At 70.3% G+C, this 19,254-nt stretch carries 11 protein-coding genes and 1 pseudogene; 4 read left to right on the top strand and 8 right to left on the bottom strand.

Annotated elements, in window-relative coordinates:
- Positions 1-3 precede the first annotated feature (3 nt).
- The gene (gene glmS, locus Q0V34_RS02670) at positions 4-1,824 is read right to left on the bottom strand and encodes a glutamine--fructose-6-phosphate transaminase (isomerizing) (protein ID WP_297507287.1); all 1,821 of its coding nucleotides are present in this window, start codon (positions 1,822-1,824) and stop codon (positions 4-6) included.
- A gap of 161 nt (positions 1,825-1,985) precedes the next feature.
- Here glmS and glmM point away from each other — a divergent pair, with 161 nt between their 5' ends.
- The gene (glmM, locus tag Q0V34_RS02665; protein WP_297507284.1) at positions 1,986-3,332 is read left to right on the top strand and encodes a phosphoglucosamine mutase; all 1,347 of its coding nucleotides are present in this window, start codon (positions 1,986-1,988) and stop codon (positions 3,330-3,332) included.
- A 4-nt stretch (positions 3,333-3,336) separates the two neighbouring features.
- Here the strand turns inward: glmM and pbpC are convergent, their stop codons facing one another.
- From pbpC to Q0V34_RS02645, 4 genes are all read right to left on the bottom strand, one after another.
- The gene (gene pbpC / locus Q0V34_RS02660; RefSeq protein WP_297507281.1) at positions 3,337-5,361 is read right to left on the bottom strand and encodes a penicillin-binding protein 1C; all 2,025 of its coding nucleotides are present in this window, start codon (positions 5,359-5,361) and stop codon (positions 3,337-3,339) included.
- A 175-nt stretch (positions 5,362-5,536) separates the two neighbouring features.
- Positions 5,537-10,591, bottom strand: a complete 5,055-nt coding sequence (locus tag Q0V34_RS02655) for an alpha-2-macroglobulin (protein ID WP_297507278.1) — start codon at positions 10,589-10,591, stop codon at positions 5,537-5,539.
- A 124-nt stretch (positions 10,592-10,715) separates the two neighbouring features.
- Positions 10,716-11,543, bottom strand: a complete 828-nt coding sequence (locus Q0V34_RS02650; RefSeq protein ID WP_297507275.1) for a carbonic anhydrase — start codon at positions 11,541-11,543, stop codon at positions 10,716-10,718.
- A gap of 70 nt (positions 11,544-11,613) precedes the next feature.
- The gene (locus Q0V34_RS02645) at positions 11,614-12,087 is read right to left on the bottom strand and encodes an Lrp/AsnC family transcriptional regulator (protein WP_297507273.1); all 474 of its coding nucleotides are present in this window, start codon (positions 12,085-12,087) and stop codon (positions 11,614-11,616) included.
- A 119-nt stretch (positions 12,088-12,206) separates the two neighbouring features.
- Between Q0V34_RS02645 and ald the strand changes: the two genes are divergently transcribed.
- The gene (gene ald, locus Q0V34_RS02640; RefSeq protein ID WP_297507271.1) at positions 12,207-13,319 is read left to right on the top strand and encodes an alanine dehydrogenase; all 1,113 of its coding nucleotides are present in this window, start codon (positions 12,207-12,209) and stop codon (positions 13,317-13,319) included.
- A 158-nt stretch (positions 13,320-13,477) separates the two neighbouring features.
- Here ald and Q0V34_RS02635 read toward each other — a convergent pair whose 3' ends face one another.
- Positions 13,478-14,182, bottom strand: coding sequence for an NTP transferase domain-containing protein (locus Q0V34_RS02635; protein ID WP_297507268.1), 705 nt, complete (start codon positions 14,180-14,182; stop codon positions 13,478-13,480).
- 165 nt (positions 14,183-14,347) lie between these two features.
- On the bottom strand, positions 14,348-15,226 hold the full coding sequence (locus Q0V34_RS02630; RefSeq protein WP_297507266.1) for a bifunctional regulator KidO: 879 nt from the start codon (positions 15,224-15,226) through the stop codon (positions 14,348-14,350).
- Between Q0V34_RS02630 and Q0V34_RS02625 the strand changes: the two are divergent.
- Positions 15,219-16,305 (top strand): annotated as a pseudogene (locus Q0V34_RS02625) (XdhC family protein). The gene Q0V34_RS02630 and the pseudogene Q0V34_RS02625 overlap by 8 nt on opposite strands.
- Before the next feature lie 113 nt (positions 16,306-16,418).
- On the opposite strand, the gene Q0V34_RS02620 reads toward Q0V34_RS02625, so the two are convergent.
- Positions 16,419-17,174: a creatininase family protein gene (locus tag Q0V34_RS02620; protein WP_297507263.1), complete on the bottom strand. Its 756-nt coding sequence runs from the start codon at positions 17,172-17,174 to the stop codon at positions 16,419-16,421.
- Positions 17,175-17,304: 130 nt separating this feature from the next.
- Between Q0V34_RS02620 and acs the strand changes: the two genes are divergently transcribed.
- The gene (acs, locus tag Q0V34_RS02615; RefSeq protein ID WP_297507261.1) at positions 17,305-19,245 is read left to right on the top strand and encodes an acetate--CoA ligase; all 1,941 of its coding nucleotides are present in this window, start codon (positions 17,305-17,307) and stop codon (positions 19,243-19,245) included.
- Positions 19,246-19,254: the final 9 nt, after the last annotated feature.

Below are 19,254 nucleotides of genomic sequence, written 5' to 3'. Positions count from 1 at the left end.
CCCCTACTCCACGGTCACCGACTTGGCCAGGTTGCGCGGCTGGTCGACGTCGGCGCCCTTCACCACGGCCACGTGATAGGCCAGGAGCTGGATCGGAGCCGACATCACCAGGGTAGAGACCAGCGGGTCGCTGGCCGGCGCCGTGACCACCACCTTGGCCCCTTCCGGCGCGTGCTTCACGCCCTCGGTGTCGGTGACAAAGATCACCTGACCGCCGCGCGCCATCACCTCGCTCATATTCGAGGCCGACTTCTCGAACCAGGCGTCGTAGGGCGCCAGGATCACGATCGGCGTCTGGTCGTCCACCAGGGCGATCGGACCATGCTTCAGCTCGCCGGCGGCGTAGCCCTCGGCGTGGATGTAGCTGATCTCCTTCAGCTTCAGCGCGCCTTCCAGGGCCAGGGCCGACATCGGGCCGCGGCCCAGATAGAGCACGTCGCGGGCCTTGGCGACGTCGGCGGCGATGTCCTTGATGGCGTCTTCCAGACCGATCGCCTCGGCGATCAGGCGCGGCGCCTCCAAGAGCACCTTGACCAGGCGCTGCTCCTCGGCGTCGTCGATCCTGCCCCGCGCCTTGGCGGCGGCGATGGCCAGCGCGATCATCACGCTGACCTGGGCGGTGAAGGCCTTGGTCGAGGCCACGCCGATCTCGGCGCCGCAATGAATCGGCCAGACCACGTCGACCTCGCGGGCCATGGTCGATTCCTGGGCGTTGACCACCACCGCGCTCTTCATGCCCTTGGCCTTGCAGTAGCGCAGGGCGGCCAGGGTGTCGGCGGTCTCGCCCGACTGCGACATGGCGATCACCAGCGAACCGGGCCGCAGGGCCGGCGTGCGATAGCGGAACTCCGAGGCGATCTCGACATCGACCGGCAAGTCGGCCAGCTGCTCGATCAAGTACTTGCCGACGACGCCGGCGATGTACGAGGTGCCGCAGGCGACGATCTGAATCCGCTCCAGCGCCGCGAAATCGACGTCGCCCGGCACGGCCGCCGTGGCGTTCAGCGTATCGACATAGGCCGCGATCGTCCGCTGGCAGCCTTCCGGCTGATCATGGATCTCCTTTTCCATGAAGTGCCGGTAGTTGCCCTTCTCCAGCATCACCGACGAGGTCGGCACGACCCGCACGGCCCGCTCGACCCGCGCGCCCGAGGTGTCGAAAATCCGATAGCCGTCGTGACCGAGCGCCACGTAATCGCCCTCGTCCAGATAGACGACGCGATTGGTGAACGGACCGACGGCCAGGGCGTCCGAGCCCAGGAACATCTCGCCCTGGCCCTCGCCGACCACCAGCGGACTGCCGCGCCGGGCGCCGAGGATCAGGTCTTCCTCGCCCTCGATCAGCACCGCCAGGGCGTAGGCCCCGGTCAGGCGATCGAGCGTCGCCTTGAACGCGTCCAGCGGGGCCAGGCCCGTGGCCAGCTCGGCGTCGATCAGGTGCGCGATCACCTCGGTGTCCGTGTCGCTCTGGAAGACGCGGCCGGCGGCGATCAGCTCGGCCTTGAGCTCGGCGAAGTTCTCGATGATGCCGTTGTGCACCAGGGTGACGCGGCCGCCGGTGTGCGGGTGGGCGTTCTTGACGTTCGGCGCGCCGTGCGTGGCCCAGCGGGTGTGGCCGATGCCGGTGGTCGCCGCCAGGGGCTCCGCCTCCAGCACCGCCTCCAGCGCCTTGATCTTGCCCTGGGCCCGGCGTCGCTCGACCCGGCCGCCGACGAAGCCCGCGACGCCGGCGGAATCGTAGCCCCGGTACTCCAGGCGCTTGAGGCTCTCGATCAGACGCTCAGCGACGGGCTGGTTGCCGACGATGCCGATAATGCCGCACATGGGCCATGATCCCTTGTAGAACGCGGCGACGGGATTATGCCTATCGGCGCGCGACTTTGTGTGAGGCGCCTTTAGCACTGGCTAAAGTCCGCTTCGCATAAATCTGCATTTCGGATCGTTTCGCGGTCCCGCCAAGGCCTGAGCAAGACAAGAAGACGACCATGAGCAAGCGCGCCTATTTCGGCACCGACGGCATTCGCGGCCAGGCCAACAAGCATCCGATGACGGCCGAGGTGGCCCTGCGCGTCGGCCTGGCGGCCGGCAAGCTGTTCCGCTCGCAGGACGACCGCCGTCACCTGGTGGTGATCGGCAAGGACACGCGACTGTCGGGCTACATGATCGAGCCCGCCCTGGTGGCCGGCTTCACCAGCGTCGGCATGGACGTGCGCCTCTTTGGCCCCCTCCCGACGCCGGCGGTGGCGATGATGACCCGCTCGATGCGCGCCGATCTCGGGGTGATGATCTCGGCCTCGCACAACAGTTTCGCCGACAACGGCATCAAGCTGTTCGGTCCCGACGGCTACAAGCTGTCGGACGAGCAGGAGCTGAAGATCGAGGCCTTCATGGACGAGGGCCTGCAAGAAGGCCTCGCCGCGCCGCGCGACCTCGGCCGAGTCAAGCGGATCGACGACGCCCAGGCCCGCTATGTCGAGATCGTCAAGGCGACCTTCCCGCGTCACCTGAACCTGTCGGGCCTGCGCGTCGTCATCGATTGCGCCAATGGCGCCGCCTACAAGGTCGCGCCCACCGCCCTCTACGAACTGGGGGCCGAGGTGATCGCCCTGGGCGACAATCCCGACGGGACCAACATCAACGAGGAATGCGGCTCGACCCATCCCGAGGCCATGGCCAAGATGGTCCGCGAGTACCGGGCCGACATCGGCATCGCCCTGGACGGCGACGCCGACCGGCTGGTGATCTGCGACGAGAAGGGCGTGGTCGTCGACGGCGATCAGATCATGGCCATCATCGCCGGCGCGGCGCATCGGGCCGGGACCCTGAAGGGCGGCGGGGTCGTCGCCACCGTGATGTCGAACCTCGGCCTCGAGCGATATCTGAACGGCCTTGGCCTGAAGCTCGAACGCACCGCGGTGGGCGATCGCTATGTGATGCAGCGCATGCGCGAGGGCGGCTTCAATGTCGGCGGCGAGCAGTCGGGCCACCTGATCCTGTCGGACCTGTCGACCACGGGCGATGGCCTGATCGCCGCCTTGCAGGTGCTGGCCGTGCTGATCGAGACCGGCAAGCCGATGAGCGGGCTCGGCCGTCAGTTCGAGCCGGTGCCGCAGCTCTTGGAAAACGTCCGCTTCGCCGGGGGCAAGCCGCTGGAGGCCAAGAGCGTCAAGGACGCCATCGCCGACGGCGAGAAGTCGCTGAACGGCGCGGGCCGCATCGTCGTGCGCGCCTCGGGCACCGAACCGCTGATCCGCATCATGGCCGAGGGCGACGATCCGGCGCTGGTCAAGAAGGTCGTCAAGTCGATCGCCAGCGCCGTGAAGGCGGCGTAGGCGACTACTCCGCCTTGATCCGCACCCGGGCCTGCACGCGCCGGCCCTGGGCGTCGACCACGGCGAGCTTGTAGAAGCCCGGCGCGGCGGGCCTCCAGATCGCGCGGCCGCTGACCGGATCGGGGTCCAACGGCCTCCCCTCCACGTACCAGGTCAGGCCCTCGCCCTCGGCGGCCAAGACAAGGCCGCGCGCCTTGGGGCCGAGCCGATCGACCTGCACCGAGGCGCCGTCCGGCGGGAAGATCAGGCGCGGGCCGGCGTCGGCCGCTTGCAGCTTTTGCAGCGCCAGCGGCGCGGACTTGGGCGCGATCGGGCGCGGGGCCGAGGTCGGCGCGCCGATCGCGTCGGCGACGTCGAACAACAGCGGCAGCGCCGCGTCCCGCCCGGTCAGCCCGCCCCGCGCGCCGCCGTCGGCGCGGCCGGTCCAGACCAGGATCGCGTAACCACCGACCACGCCGGCCGCCACCGCGTCGCGAAAGCCGTAGGAAGTGCCGGTCTTGAAGGCCATCGACGGACCGCCCCGCGTCAGGGCCGACGGCGCGCGGCCGCGCGGGGCCGGGGCCTCGCGCAGGATGTCCAGCACCTGCCGCGCCGCCTCCGGCCGCACCAGGCGGGTCCCACCGGAATGCTCGCGCGTCCTTGCCTCGTCTTCGGTCCAGGCCAGCGGCTTGGCGATCCCGTCGTCGCCCAGCGCCGCGTACAGCATAACGAGATCGCGCCAGGTGATCCCCTCGCCGCCGAGGGCCAGGGCCAGGCCCGCTTGCTTCAGCTGCGCCTTGGGCCGGGCCAGATGCGCGCCGGCGGCCTCGATCCGGCCGGCGAAGGCCTCGGGGCCCAGCTTCTCGAGGGTGGCCACGGCGGGCACGTTCAGCGAATGGGCCAGGGCCTCCCGCACCGTGACCTTGTCGTGGAACACGCGGTCGAAGTTCTCGGGCTGGTAGTCGGCGAAGCGCGTGGCGTTGTCCTGCAGCTGGGTGTCCGGCGCGACCAGGCCGTCGTCCATGGCCATGGCGTAGATGAAGGGCTTCAGGGCCGAGCCGGGCGAGCGCAGGGCGCGGGTCATGTCGACCCAGCCGCCGGGCCGGTCGCGGCCCGCCGAGCCGACGGCGGCGCGGACGGCGCGGGTCTTGATCTCGACCACCAGGATGGCGGCGGTGGCGTCCGGTCCCTGGGCGGCCGCGACAGCGGCGGCCATTGGCTCCAGCCGCGCCTGCAGGTCGGCGTCGAGGGTCGAGACCACGCTGGCCTGGCCGGTCGGGGCGGCGCGGGCCAGTTCTCCCGCCACATGCCAAGCCAGGGTGGGAAATGGCGTCCGCCTGGGCAGGGGCTCGTTGCGCGCTTCGTAGGCCGCCGCCTGGGTGATCGTTCCGGCGCGGACCATCTTGCCCAGCACGACGCCCCGCGCGGCCTCGGCGGCCTGTGGATGGCGGTCGGGGCGGCGCGCCTCCGGCGCCTGGGGCAGGGCGATCAGCAGCGCCTGCTCGCCGTCGGTCAGGCTGGACGGCTCGTGGCCGAAATAGCCGAGACTGGCCGCCCGCGCCCCCTCCAGATTGCCGCCATAGGGCGCCAGGGTCAGGTAGAGCGCCAGGATCTCGCGCTTGGAGAGCCGCGATTCCAGCTGCGCGGCGCGGACCATCTCGATCAGCTTGGAACCCAGGGTGCGCGGGCGCGGCTCCAGCAGACGGGCGGTCTGCATCGTCAGGGTCGAGGCCCCGGACGTCGCCCGGCCGTGGACGACGGCCGAGCCGATGGCGCGGACCAGCGAGAGCGGATCGACGCCCAGGTGCCAGTAGAACCGGGCGTCCTCGGTGCGGATCAGGCGCTTTTGAAAGGTCGGGTCGGTGCGGTCCAGATCGGCGCGGATCCGCCACCGTCCGTCCTCGACCGGCAGGGCGCGCAGCCAGGCGCCGCGCCGATCCAGGGTGACGGGCGAGGAATGCTTGGCCCGGGTCATGTCCGGCGGAAAGGCCGCGTTCAGGGTCGCGAGGGCGAGCTCGACCGCGAGGGCGACCACCAACCCTTTCGTCACCCGTCGAGCACGCCTCCCCTCCTCTTTGGTGGGAGAGGGGCCGGGCTTTGGAGCGGCTTCCCAGCCGGCGGAAGGCGGGGCGTCGGACGGCATCAACGACGCGCCCTGGCCTGACGCGCCGCCACGCCCGCCCCCGCCCTTCCCCCATCGAGGGGGAAGGGAGCAACCCAGAGCCTCACGGTCCCGGCGCGATCGTCGCGCGGGACGCCGCCGAGCGCGCCACCACCGCCGGACGGTACATGTCCCTGGCCACCGCGCCGGGCAGGAAGAACCCGCCGGGGGTCACCGCCCGCGCCACATAGGCCAGCGCGAAGGGCTTGCCGCCTTCCAGGCTCATGGCGGCGATGAAGCGGTCGTCGCGGCTTTCCTGGATGCTGGCCGCGGTCAGCTGGCCCAGGAACTTGAACGGTCCGTTCTGGGCGTCGTCGGCGCTCAGCGTCGTCTCGATCTCGAAGCCGGCCGGCAGGGCGTCGTCGACCACCAGGGCGGTCGAGCGGGCCTGCAGCGAGCGCCCGGAGACCAGCACGATCACCCGGTCGCCCTGGCGGATGGCGGCCGGGTCGATCGCCGCGCCGCTCATCGAGAACAGACGCTTGCCGACGGTGAGACCGCTGGCGCTGGCCGGCGGGGCCGAGGTCGGCGTGCCGCGCACGCTGACCGTCCGCCAAATCGTTCCCTTGCCATTGTTCACGAAGCGGGCGTCGGCCAGCTTGCCCACCGCCCAGCGCGGCGCGCCGCCGGCCGGCGGCAGCGGGCTGGCGCCAACGGCGTTGATCGCGATCGGGCCAGAGGCCTGGATCAGGGCGTTGGCCGCGTGCAGCAGCGCCGCCTGCTCCTGGGTGTTCAGGGCGTCGGGGTCCTTGCTGACGTTCTCGAGCCGGCCTTGCAGCTGGCGGGCTACGTCCATCATGCCCGACTCGGCGGCCAGGGCGGTCAGGACGGCCGTGTCGCGCAGCGTCGACTGATACCAGTCCAGCTCGTCCTTGTAGCCGAGGCTGGCCACCGCCTGGCGCATGGCCGAGCGGGCGCGGGCGTTGTCGCCCATCCGGGCGAGACCGGCGGCGACATAGGCCTTGGCCACCGGCTGGGCCTCGTCCTTCATCTGCACGTCGTGCCACCAGCGCAGGCGGGCCAGGTCGCCCTTGCCCGCTTTGGCCATCACATAGAGGGCATAGGCGCTGGCCCGGCGGCGCATCCGCTCGGTGGCCTTCTTGGAGGCGTCCTCGTTGCTGGCCCACCAGCCCGGATATTCCATGCGGTAGGCGACCGAGGCGAAGCCCTCGGGTCGGCTGACCTGGCGCATGGCCGAGACCGCCTTGTCGATCGCGCTGTCGGGCACCGCCACCCCTTGGGCGCGGGCTTCCAGCAGGAAGTCGACGACATAGGCGCCGAGCCACGGATCGGCCTCGCCGTCGCCGACCCGCCAGAGGCCGAAGGCGCCGTCCAGCGTCTGGCGGTCCAGCAGCTTGCCGACGGCCCCGGCCAAGGCGGCCGGCGTCCGCTTCAGCTTTGGATCGGTCGAGAAGGTCTGGGCGTAGAGCAGCGGATAGGCCGTCGAGACCAGCTGCTCGGTGCAGCCATAGGGATAGCGCTGCAAGGCCACCGCGATCGCCGAGGGGTCGAAGCCCCGGATCGGCGAGTAACTGACCTGCAGGGTCACGTCGCCGGCCGCCAAGCCCGAAAGCAGGCTGTAAGGCGGGGTGTAGGTCTCGCCCGGCTTCTGGATCTCCGTGGTGGTCCGCACCACGTCGCCCCAGCCCAGCCGCGTCTGGATCGGATAGTCCTTGGCGGTCTGGAAGCCCGGCCCCGCGACCTTGAAGCCGATCTTGCCGATCCCGGTGACGTCCGGCGCCAGGAAGGGAATCTTCTCGGCGATGCGCTGGCCCAGGATCAGCTGGAACACCTTCTTGAACGCGACCTTCAGCCCATTCGTCGAGAAGGCCTCGGCCGTATAGGCGCCGGGCTTGCCCTCGACATTGTGCAGCTCCAGCGTGGCGTAGGCCTGGTCCCCCGGCGCCAGGAAGCGCGGCAGGTTGAGGTCGGCGACCACCGGCTGGCGCACGGTCAGCGGCTTGGAGGCCGAGCCCACGGCGTTGTCGGTCCAGGCCACGGCCTGGATGCGCAGCTCGCCGTTGAAGTCGGCGGCCGGCAGCTTGACCACCGCCTTGCCGTCGAGCCCGGTTTCGACCACGCCGGACCACAGGGCCACGGTCTTGATCGGCGTGACGGTCAGGCCTTCGCCGCCGACCTCGTCGCCGCCGAAATTGACGTTAGCGGGCGCGCCGAGGTTCGGGTCGAGCAGACGGCCGTAGTCGTCGCGATAGTTCAGGGTCAGGGCCCGCTTGCCGAAGTACCACTTCACCGGGTCGGGGCTCTCCTGGTGGGTCAGGCGCAGGATGCCCTCGTCGACCGCCGCGATGGTCACCTTGGCCTTCTGGCCAAAGCCGAGGCCCGAGACCTTCACGGGGATCTCGACCGGCGCCTTGCTGTCGATCTTGGCCGGGGTCCCGAGATCGACCGTCAGCTTGCGGCCTTTCGGGTCGAGGGGGACATAGACGAGGCCCAGCGCCCGCCGAGGTTTCGGCGAGGCGACCGGGTCGCGCGGCTGGATGACGCTGACCATCACATAGGCCCCGCCGCCCCAGGCGGCCGAGGTCTTCAGGCGGACCGTGGTCCCGTTCTCGCCGACGCTGACGGTCTTCAGGTCGATCAGGCGATCGGTGGCCACCGCCACCTGGGCCTCGCCGGCATAGGGCGGCTTCAAGGTGATCTCGACCGTGTCGCCCTGGGCGTAGCTCTTGGTCCCGGCGGTGACGCGCACCACGTCGGGCGCCTCGCCCTCGCGCGCCGGGGCGCCCCAGCCCGCCGAGAAGCGGGTCACGGTCCGCGCGCCGTCCGGACCCTCGACCTCGAGGCGATAGTCGCCCCAGCCGAGCCGGCGGGTGATCCGCGCCGGGTCGCCGGCGCCGATATTGACCTGCGCCTTGGCGACGATCGCGTCGCGGCTGCTGCGCCGCCACTGCCAGCGGCCGTTCTGCTGGAACCAGTCATAGTCCCACCGCTCGGCGACCAGGGTGTAGGTGGCGGTCGCGCCGACCCGCTTGCCGGCGGCGTTGACGGCGACGAGGTTGAGCGTGACGGGCGGATCGCCCTTGGCGGCCTCGCCCTGATCGACCTTGACGCCGAAATAGAGCGCCTTCGGACGCACCTTCAGCGACAGGCCCTCGCGGACCGGGCGGCCGCCCGGCTCGAACACCGAGGCGGTGACGGCCGCCACCAAGGGTTGGGCGGTGTCGCCCGCGTCGCCGGTCCCGACCGACAGGATCGCATGGCCCTCGCCGTCGGTGACGGTGGAGCCCAGATCCAGGAACTTCTCGTCGAAGGGCTTGGACTGGTCGCCCCATTCGTAGCCCTGATAGGCCGGGAACGGGTCGGTGTCGGCGCGCAGGCGCGCCTCGCCCTGGGTCTGCAGGCCCGCGCCCGGCGCGCCGTAGAGGAAGCGGGCCGAGACGTCGACCTTGCGGGTCTCGCCCGCGCCGACGGCGACCGTTTCCTGGCCCGTGGCGGTGACCGCCAGGCGCTGCGGCGCGAAGTCCTCGACCGAGAACGACAGTTCGCCGGTCGCGGCCTCGATGCCCTCGATATGCAGCTCGGCCGTCCAGCGGCCGCGCGGGGCCGACCGCGGCAAGGCGATGTCGGCCAGCACCGCGCCGGCATTGGCCTGGCCGAACGGGTATCGCTTGAACTCGACGCCCGACGGCCGCTTGACGATGATCTCGCCCTTGCGGTCGGACACGGCCTTGGCCATGCGGTCGCGGACCATGGCGGTCAGGTGGACGGTCTCGCCCGGCCGATAGATGCCGCGATCGGCGTAGAGATAGCCGTCGATGTCGGCCGACACCGTACGGCCGTCGACGCCGCCCTCGGTGCGGCCGCCGACGCCCTGCTTGGACAGGTCGACCGGCGAACGGTCCAGATCCAGCACCGCCAGGTCGCCCTGGGCGCCATAGGCCATCACCATCTTGGCGCGCGAGGCGCCCTCGCCCTTCAGCAGCGGGCGCAGGAACCGCACCCGGCCGTCGGCGTCGCTCTGGGCCTCGGCCAGGGACTCGCCGTCGGCGGCGACCAGGGCCACGCGCACGCCCGACATGGTCTTGGCGCTCTTCAGCGAGCGGACGACCACATCGAGGCTTTCGGAGCCGTCATAGGCCAGCATGGCCATGTCGGTGAACACGATCCAGCGGCGCGCCTGGGCCGGATTGTCGTCGCCGTTCTTGGGGTCGCGGCCGCCCGAGGCGTCGCGGGCCTTCAGCACATAGGCGCCGGGCTTCATCTCCTTCAGCACAGCGCCCAGGGGGAAGACGGTGGTCGCCTTCTGGCCCGTCGCCCCGCCGGCGACCTGGATCTGGCCCTTCCAGACCTGGCGGCCGTCGTCGCCGACCGCGTCGTCGCCATATTCGCCGGACCAGTCGCCTTCGCCCGTGGGTTCGGGGGCGCTGATCGACTTGCGGACAAGATTGCGATCCGGCACGCGCCAGACCTCGATCGCCAGGGTCTGGACGTTGATCGTCTCGATGCCGACCCCGTCGGACTCGTCGCGCGGCAGGATCACGCCGTCGCCGGCGAAGCCGACATAGGGCGGCTTCTCGCCGAAGGTGAAGTCGACATCGGCATTGGCCGACAGGGTCTCGCCGCCCTTGGCGGGAAGGCCCTTCAAAAGGGTGACGCGGTGGTCGGTGAAGCCGATTCCGCCGAGGCAAAGCTCGTCGCCCTTGACGCGGACCGAGGGCTGGCGGCCGAGATCGGGCGAGATCAGCACGAAATCGGCATAGGACTTGGATGGGTCGAGCTCGCGGCTCATGCGCACGCAGGCCAGCGGATCGGGACCGCTGGAGTCGACGCGGGTCTGCCAGACCGCGAAACCCTCGGGCTTGGGAATCCCGCGACGCGGGGCGTTGGCCGAGCGGGGCTTGCCGAACAGCGACCAGGCCTCGCCCTTGACGGACTCGACGCCGGCGGGCTTGGCCCCGCCCGAGAACAGGCCGCCCTTGCCCACCGCGAAGCCGCCGCCGAAGCCGACGACCAGAGCCGCGCCGAGCGCCACGGCCGCCGGACCCTTCAGGGCTTCGGGCCAACGCGCCGAGACCCAGGTCCGGGCCGTATCCCAGCGCGCCTTCAAGGCGGCCCGGAGATCGCGCCCGCCTTCCGGCGGCGTCTCGTCCGTCGACATCCGTTGCCTCTCCCCGATCTCGCGCCGTTCGATCGAACTTGAGCTCAACCCGAGGCAGGGGTCAACGACGGTGAGATGACAGCGTTACGGCCTTGATCCGGCGAACGAAGCCCGCCTCGCGGGACTAGGCTTCGAACGCCACCACCCCGGTCGTCAGGTCGTAATAGGCCGAGACGATCTTCAGCCGGCGTTGGCTCAGCTTCTCGGCCAGAACGCCGTCGGCGGTCTTCAGGCGTCGCGCCACGTCGCGCACGTTCTGACGAACGGCGGCGTCGAGCAGATCGGACGGATGCTGGTCCTCGGCCTCGATCACCGCCGGTAGGATCGGCAGGATCATCTCGTGCAGGGGGCCGTGCAGCTCGGCGTGCTTGGTGGCGACATCGACCGCCGCGCCGACCGCGCCGCACTGGGCGTGGCCCAGGACGACGATCAGCGGCGCGCCCAGATGTTCCACGGCGTAGACGATCGAGCCCAGGCCCTCGCGGCTGACGGTCGAGCCGGCCACCCGGACCACGAACAGTTCGCCCAGATTGCAGTCGAAGATCAGCTCGGGCCCCACCCGGCTGTCGCTGCAGCCGACGATCACGGCGAACGGCGCCTGTCCCTTCGACAGATCGGCGATCCGCGCGAGGCTTGGCAGGGCGATGCTGGCGCCGCCGCGCGCGAAGATGGCGTTGCCCTGCTTCAGCCGCCCCAGGGCCTCGTCCGGGGTGACCGCCTGCGGCGGGCCTTCGGGCGGCGGAGGCGGCGCCTCGGCCTCCATCGGCTTGACGCTGGCCAGGGCCTTGTCGAGCGCGGCCTTGTCGCCGGCCTGGTGCTTCAACGCCGCGCGCGTGCGGCGGCCCTTCTTGGTCAGGATGCTGGGCTTGGCCGGGCCCTCGCCCTCGGCGAACGCCAAGGCCGGCGCGGCCAGGCCCGCGAGCGCTCCCAGGAGCATCCGTCTCGAAACCATCTCGTCCCCCGACGCGATTGCGTGTCGGACAAAGCGGTAGCTGATTTGAGTTAACCGAGGTTAACGACGATCAGAGCGGCAGCTCCACCCGCTTGACCACGGTGCGCATGGCGATGCTGGAGCTGACCCGCACAACGCCGGGGATCCGCGTCAACTCCTGGGCGTGGACGCGCTCCAGATCGTCGACGTCGCGCACCACCAACCGCAGGAGATAGTCCGAGCCGCCGGTCATCAGGTAGCATTCGGCGACCTCGCGGACGTTGGCGATGGCCTTCTCGAAGGCGCTGAGCGCGCTCTCGGCCTGGGACGACAGGGTCACGGTGACGAAGACGCTGAGCGGCAGGCCCACGGCCCGTTCGTCGATCACGGCGGCGTAGCGGCCGATGACGCCCGCCTCCTCCAGCGCCCGCACGCGGCGCAGGCACGCGGACTCGGAAAGATTCACCGCCTCGCCCATTTCCACATAGCTGGCGCGGCCCCGCCGTTGCAGCAGGTGGAGAAGCTTCCGGTCGAAGCTGTCAAGGTTGACGGGAGGTTTCTTCACCAGATTGCCCCTATCACGCAGGATTCCTGCATATCACAGTTCGCGCCGCACGAAATGGCCAGGGAACCTGCGAGGTCGGAGGCGTAAACCGGTCTCAAAGCGCTTTGGAGGAAAGCATCATGCGCGTCGGCGTCCCTTCCGAGATCAAACCGGGCGAACACCGGGTCGGTCTAACCCCCACGGCCGTTCGGGAATATGTCGGCCACGGCCACACCGTCCTCGTCCAGTCGGGCGCGGGCCTCGGCGCCGGCTATGCCGACGAGGTCTATGTCAAGGCGGGCGCGACCATCGTTCCCGACGCCGAGGCGGTCTTCGCCGGCGCGGACATGATCGTGAAGGTCAAGGAGCCGCAGAAGGTCGAATGGGAGAAGCTCGAACCGCGCCACATCCTCTTCACCTATCTGCACCTGGCGCCTGACCCCGCCCAGACCGAGGGCCTGCTGAACAGCGGCTGCGCGGCCATCGCCTATGAGACCGTGACCGACGCGCGCGGCGGCCTGCCGCTGCTGGCCCCGATGTCGGAAGTGGCAGGCCGGATCGCCGTGTTCTCGGCCGCCGAGACCCTGCTCAAGCACAATGGCGGCATGGGCCTCCTGCTCTGCGGCGTGCCGGGCGTGCCGCCGGCGCGCGTGGCGGTGCTGGGCGGCGGCGTCGTGGGCAGCAACGCCGCCCGCATGGCCGCCGGCCTCGGCGCCGAGGTCGTGGTGCTGGAGCGTTCGATCCCGCGCATGCGCGAGCTCGACGATCTCTATCAGGGCCGCATCCTGACCCGCTACTCGACCTTCGCCGCCGTCGAGGAAGAGATCCTGAAGGCCGACGTGATCATCGGCGCGGTTCTGACCGCCGGCGCCGCCGCGCCGAAGCTGGTGCGCCGCGAGCACCTGAAGCAGATGAAGCCCGGCTCGGTGCTGGTCGACGTCTCGATCGACCAGGGCGGCTGCTTCGAAACGAGCCGGCCGACCACCCACGCCGAGCCGACCTATACGGTCGACGGCGTCGTCCACTACTGCGTCGCCAACATGCCCGGCGCGGCGCCGCGCACCTCGTCGGAAGCCCTCGGCAACGCCACCCTGCCGTTCGGCCTGGCCCTGGCCGACAAGGGTCTCGACGCCCTGAAGGACAATGTCCACCTGGCGCGCGGCCTCAATGTCCTGAAGGGCGAACTGACCCACCCGGCCGTGGCGCAGGCGCTGGGCAAGACGTCCGTCGACCCGTACGGGGCTTGGAAGTAGCTTAGACCAACCCCACACCCGATCCTCCCGGCGAATGCCGGGACCCGGATCGTAAGGCCTTGAGGTTTATGCAAAAGACGCCCGCGCTCCTCTCCGGAACGCGGGCGTTCTTGCATCCGGGCCCCGGCATTCGCCGGGGAGAACGGGTTATTTCCGGATCACGCCGCGAAGCGGGCGATGTCCACGCGGTTCTCGAGCATGTCGAGCACGTCGGTCATCCGGAAGTCCGGATCGACCGGGTGCAGGGCGTCGTAGACCGAGCGGGCGAAGGCCAGGTCGGCGGCGGTCTTGACCCGCCAGTCCAGCCGCGACCAGTCGCGCGGCGCGGTCAGGTGGGCCTGGCTCCAGCGCTCCGGCTGATCGCGGATGGCGGCGGTGGGCGAGACGCGGGCCAGCGGATCGCGCTCCTCGGCGGCGGCCTCGCGCAGCGCCGGGGCCTTGATCACCTCGACCTCGAGACCGGCCGGAAAGGTGCGCCGGACGCGGTTGGACGTGTAGTCGGCGCCGCTGGCCAGGGCCAGGCGGATCGCGTCGTCTATGACGCCGGCGTCGACGAACGGGGCGTCGCCCTTCAGCCGCACCACGTGGCTGACCGAGCTGATCGCCTCGGCGCAGCGGGCGATGCGGGCCAGGAGGTCCGCGCCCGCCCCGCGATGCACCGTATGGCCGCGCGAGACCAGAAAGCCGGCGAGGGCGTCGTCGACGGTCTCGTTGCTAGTCGCCACGATGATCTTCGACAGGCAGCGCGCGCCGCGCACGCGCTCCAGCTGGCGCACGATCATCGGCTCGCCGCGGAGCGTGGCCATCGACTTGCCCGGCAAGCGGGACGAGCCCATGCGGGCCTGCAGGACGGCGAGGATCATGACGCGCTCCCTTTTCGTTGGGACCAAGCTAGACCAAAGTCATAAAACCTCGGTGAATCAGAAGCTTACGAGGCCTTAACAGGCAGGCTTAAGACGCGGACGCGACGGGGCGCGGCGTCGGTCAACCGAGCCGTCCGCAACTTGCCAGTCGATTCTAAGCGTGGATCAGGCGACCCAACGTCGCGGGTCGAGGGCGACCGGATCGTCGATCGCCATCTCGTCCCAGTCGAGGTCCGGCGGCGGGCTGGACGCCGCGGCGACCACGGCCGACAGCTCGGCGGCCGAATTGACGCCGACCAACACGGCCGAGCCTTCCGGACGCGACAGGGCAAAGCCCAGGGCGGCCTGCAGCGGATCCGAGCGGCCCTCGGCGATCATCCGGCGCACGCGCGACAGGCGACCCGAGGCGCCCTTCAGCTGCGCCGGAACGCGGTCGGGCGGCAGGAACAGAAGACCGTTCAGGAAGATCGAGCGCAGATGCACCTCGACGCCCATGCCGGCGATGCGCTGCAGCGAGCCGTCGGCCAGCAGGCGCTGGTCGAGCAGGCTGGCGGGGGCCTGAAGGACGTCGGGCTTGAAGCGGCGAGCGACCCCGACCGGATCGTCGGTGGCGTGGGCGGCGACGCCGACCTTGCCGAACAGCCCCTGGTCCTTCAGCCGATGCAACCGGTCCCAGACGGCCGCGCCGTGCGGGCCGAACAGTTCCGAAGGCGAGTGGACGATGATCGAATCGGCGCGCTCGACGCCGATGCGGCGCAGGGCGGCGCGAGCCTCGGCCTCGACGAAATCGGGACCGCGATCGGCGCGGGCCGTCGACAGGCAGAGGCGGAACGGCACGGGGCGCGGGATGAGGTCGCCCAGCAGCGTCTCGGCGCGGCCGAACAGGCCCGAGGCGTCCAGCACCGACAGGCGGGCGCGCGCGGCGATATTGAGAATGTCGCGCGTCTCGGCCTCGGGCGTGCGACCGCGCGGCGCGGAAGAACTTCCGCCGTCCAGGCCGAACTGAGCGGCCGCCAGACCCAATTTCGAGACCGAAATGGACATCGCCATCCGTTGCGAAGACACCAACAGACCGCGACGGTACGCGCCAAGGTTTGAACATCCGGTTTCTGGAAACTTGCGGAGGCGTTAACGTCGTCGCGATGACGTTCGACCGCTTCGACGACGACACCGCCGCCGCCTGGCCGCTTTACGGCCTGGCCGACGACGCCCGCCCCGCCCTGGCCTTCGCGCTCGACCGAGGCCCGGCCGTCTTGGCGACGATCATCGGCCTGGGCGGCGGCGGCCCGCGCTCGGTCGGCGCGCAGATGGTGTTCGGCGAGGGACTGGTTTCGGGCTTTCTGTCCGGCGGCTGCATCGAGGGGGAGGTCGTGGCGCACGCTCGCGCTTGCAGGGCCGAGGGCGAGGCTCGTCGGCTGGTCTATGGCGAGGGCAGCCCCTGGCCGGACATTCGCCTGTTGTGCGGCGCGCGGATCGAGATCCTGGTCGAGCGGGTAACGCCGGACGATCCGGCCGTCCGGACCCTGCTGGACCTGACCGTCCGACGCGAGCCGGCCTTCTGGGTGACGGACGGCCTGCGCCGCCGCTGCGCCGAGACGCCGGAAGCCGTCTGGCCCGGCGCGTTCGAGCGCGCCTATGAGCCCCTGCCTCGGCTGATCGTGCTGGGCGGCGATCCGACGGCGCTGGCGATCGCCAGTCTGGGGGCGCAGGCGGGCTTCGAGGCGGTGCTGATCCGCGCCAAGGGCCCGGCGACGCCTCCGCCCCTGGCGGGCGTGGCCTATCGCCGTGACGACGCGCGGACCGCTCTGGCCGCGATCGGCCTCGACGCCTGGACCGCCGTAGCGGTCTGCGGTCACGATCTGGAGCTCGATCACCAGGCCCTGATGGCCGCCCTGCCGTCGCCCGCGCCCTATGTCGGCCTGCTCGGCGCGCGCCGCCGACTGCCGGAGCGTCTGGCGCGGCTGAAGGCGGCGGGGCTGTCCGACCGCGATCTGGCCAAGCTGCGCGCGCCGATCGGCCTCGATCTCGGCGGCAAGGCCCCGTTCGAGGTGGCCGTGGCGGTGATCGGCGAGATCATGGCCGCCCGGCACGGCCAACCGGTCATCGCGCGGACAGCGGTCTAGGCTTGAGGGACCGCCCTCGCCCTTCGACAGGCTCGGGGTGAGGGCTATTGCAACGGCCGGTCGGTGGAAACCTCATGCTGAGCTTGTCGAAGGACGAGGTTTCTGTCCGTCGGCTAGTCCGGCGCGCGCTCCGCCCCGAACGCCGCGATGTCTTCCAGCAGGGCGTTCGCCGCCAGGTCGACCAGCTCACCGCCCTTCTCGGGCGTGGCCTGGGCTGGGTCCGAGCCCATGCGGCCGTCAGCGTAGCGGGCGCGGAAGTCGAGCGCCTCGCGGATCGGGCCGGTGGGCGCGATCCGAGGCGAATAGGCCGCCGTCTTGATCGCGTCCGGATAGGCCCACTGGGTCACCGCGATCTCGGACGGGGTGGCGTGGCTGCCGTGGCCGGTCGGAAATTGCCGATTGGCCAGGGCGTTGACGCCGGCCAGGTCCCACCAGTTCTTCAGCTTCAGAGCGAACGGCGCCCGCTGCTGGCGGAAGCTGTAGTCGGCGTAGATCTCCGAGAACGCCGCCTCGATCGAGGCGACATTGCCGCCATGGCCGTTCAGGAAATAGATCCGCGTGAAGCCGTGCGCCGACAGCGAACGGACCCAGTCGCCGATCGCGGCGATGAAGGTCGAGGGCCGCAGGAAGATGGTGCCCGGAAAGGCCAGGTGATGCTGGGCCATGCCGATATTGAAGGTCGGCGCCACCAGGATCCTGTCGCCCGCCCGCTTGCTGGCCTCGTGGGCGATGATCTCGGGGCACAGCCAGTCGGTGCCCAGGAGGCCGGTGGGCCCATGCTGCTCGTTCGAGCCGATCGGCACGACCACGCTCGTGCTGGTCTCCAGACGGGTTTTGATTTCGGGCCAGGTGGACAGGGCCAGCAGCATGGAAGTCTCCTACGCAAGTCCCTTCATCTGGCCCGCGCGTGGGGCGGACGCAAGAAAGCGTAATGGTCCGCTTGCGCGGCTGTCGTCGGCGCGCGTAACTCCGGCCAAGCAACACAAAGGGAGCGGCGGCGTGAGCGAAGGACAGGTTTTCCCGGTTTCCGAGGATCTGGCGCGGGGCGCCCATATCGACGCCGCCGCCTATGACGCCGCCGTGGCGCGGGTCGAGGCCGATCCGGAAGGCTACTGGCGCGACGTCGCCGCCCGCCTCGACTGGATCAAGGCCCCGACCAGGATCAAGGACGTCTCCTACGCCAAGGACGACTTCCATATCCGCTGGTACGAGGATGGCGTCCTCAACGTCTCGGCCAACTGCCTCGATCGTCACCTGCCCGCCAAGCAGGACGACGTCGCCCTGATCTTCGAGGGCGACGAGCCGGGAACCTCCAGCAGCCTGACCTACGGCCAGCTGCATGAAGAAGTCTGCCGGATGGCCAATGTGCTCAAGGCGCAGGGCGTCCAGAAGGGCGATCGGGTCACGATCTATCTGCCGATGGTGCCGCTGGCGGCGGTGGCCATGCTGGCCTGCGCCCGCATCGGCGCGGTGCACTCGGTGGTGTTCGGCGGCTTTTCGCCCGAGAGCATCGCCGGCCGCATCCAGGACTGCGCCTCGCACTTCGTGATCACCGCCGACGAGGGCCGTCGCGGCGGTCGGCGCGTGCCGCTGAAGGCCAATATGGACGAGGCCCTGAGCCACTGCCCCTGGGTCGGCAAGGTGCTGATGATCCGCTGGACCGGCGCGGACGTGCCGCTGAAGTCCGGCCGCGACATCGTCTGGCAGGACGTGCGCGACACCGTTTCGGCAGACTGCCCGCCCGAGCCGATGAACGCCGAGGACCCGCTGTTCATCCTCTACACCTCCGGATCGACCGGGAAGCCCAAGGGCGTGCTGCACACCACCGGCGGCTATCTGGCCTGGGCGTCCTGGACGTTCTGGGCCGTGTTCGACTATCGGCCCGGCGAGGTCTTCTGGTGCACCGCCGACGTGGGCTGGGTCACCGGCCACTCCTATGTCGTCTACGGGCCGCTGGCCAATGGCGGGACCAGCCTGATCTTCGAGGGCGTGCCGAACTATCCGACCCCCAGCCGGTTCTGGGAGGTCATCGACAAGCACAAGGTCGAGATCTTCTACACCGCCCCGACCGCCCTGCGCGCCCTGATGCGGGAGGGCGACGACCACGTGACCAAGAACGACCTGTCGTCCCTGCGCATCCTCGGCAGCGTCGGCGAGCCGATCAATCCCGAGGCCTGGCTCTGGTACCACCGCGTGGTCGGCAAGGGCCGCCTGCCGATCGTCGACACCTGGTGGCAGACCGAGACCGGCGGCATGCTGATCACGCCGCTGCCGGGCGCCACCGCTCTCAAGCCGGGCTCGGCCAGCAAGCCGCTGCCGGGCGTCAAGCCGCAGCTGGTCGACGCCGAGGGCAAGGTCCTGGACGGCGCGACCGAGGGCAATCTCGTGCTGACCGACAGCTGGCCGGGCCAGATGCGCACGGTCTATGGCGACCACCAGCGCTTCTTCGACACCTATTTCTCGACCTATCCCGGCAAGTACTTCACCGGCGACGGCTGCCGCCGCGACGCGGATGGCTACTACTGGATCACCGGGCGGGTCGACGACGTGATCAACGTCTCGGGCCACCGTCTGGGCACGGCCGAGATCGAAAGCGCCCTCGTCGCCCACGAGGCCGTGGCCGAAGCGGCCGTCGTCGGCTATCCGCACGACATCAAGGGTCAGGGCGTCTATGCCTATGTCACGCTGAAGGCCGGGGTCGAGGCGACGGACCAACTGCGCAAGGACCTGATCCTGTGGGTCCGCCACGAGATCGGCCCGTTCGCGGCTCCGGACGTGCTGCAATGGGCGCCGGGCCTGCCCAAGACCCGCTCGGGCAAGATCATGCGCCGCATTCTGCGCAAGATCGCCGAGAACGAGCTGGGGGCCTTGGGGGACACCTCCACCCTGGCCGATCCGTCGGTGGTGGATGATCTCGTCAAAAATCGCGCGGGCGCCTGATCTAAGCCA

Origin of the sequence: uncultured Caulobacter sp. (genome assembly GCF_947036865.1) — a bacterium.
Taxonomy (GTDB): domain Bacteria; phylum Pseudomonadota; class Alphaproteobacteria; order Caulobacterales; family Caulobacteraceae; genus Caulobacter.
This window is presented reverse-complemented; position numbering and strand designations above follow the sequence as displayed.

What these genes read in the sequence shown, in the direction of transcription:
- glmS (WP_297507287.1), bottom strand. Translation starts at nt 1,824, where the DNA reads ATGTGCGGCATTATCGGCATCGTCGGCAACCAGCCCGTCGCTGAGCGT.
- glmM (WP_297507284.1), top strand. Translation starts at nt 1,986, where the DNA reads ATGAGCAAGCGCGCCTATTTCGGCACCGACGGCATTCGCGGCCAGGCC.
- Q0V34_RS02655 (WP_297507278.1), bottom strand. Translation starts at nt 10,591, where the DNA reads ATGTCGACGGACGAGACGCCGCCGGAAGGCGGGCGCGATCTCCGGGCC.
- Q0V34_RS02650 (WP_297507275.1), bottom strand. Translation starts at nt 11,543, where the DNA reads ATGGTTTCGAGACGGATGCTCCTGGGAGCGCTCGCGGGCCTGGCCGCG.
- ald (WP_297507271.1), top strand. Translation starts at nt 12,207, where the DNA reads ATGCGCGTCGGCGTCCCTTCCGAGATCAAACCGGGCGAACACCGGGTC.
- Q0V34_RS02635 (WP_297507268.1), bottom strand. Translation starts at nt 14,182, where the DNA reads ATGATCCTCGCCGTCCTGCAGGCCCGCATGGGCTCGTCCCGCTTGCCG.
- Q0V34_RS02630 (WP_297507266.1), bottom strand. Translation starts at nt 15,226, where the DNA reads ATGTCCATTTCGGTCTCGAAATTGGGTCTGGCGGCCGCTCAGTTCGGC.
- Q0V34_RS02620 (WP_297507263.1), bottom strand. Translation starts at nt 17,174, where the DNA reads ATGCTGCTGGCCCTGTCCACCTGGCCCGAAATCAAAACCCGTCTGGAG.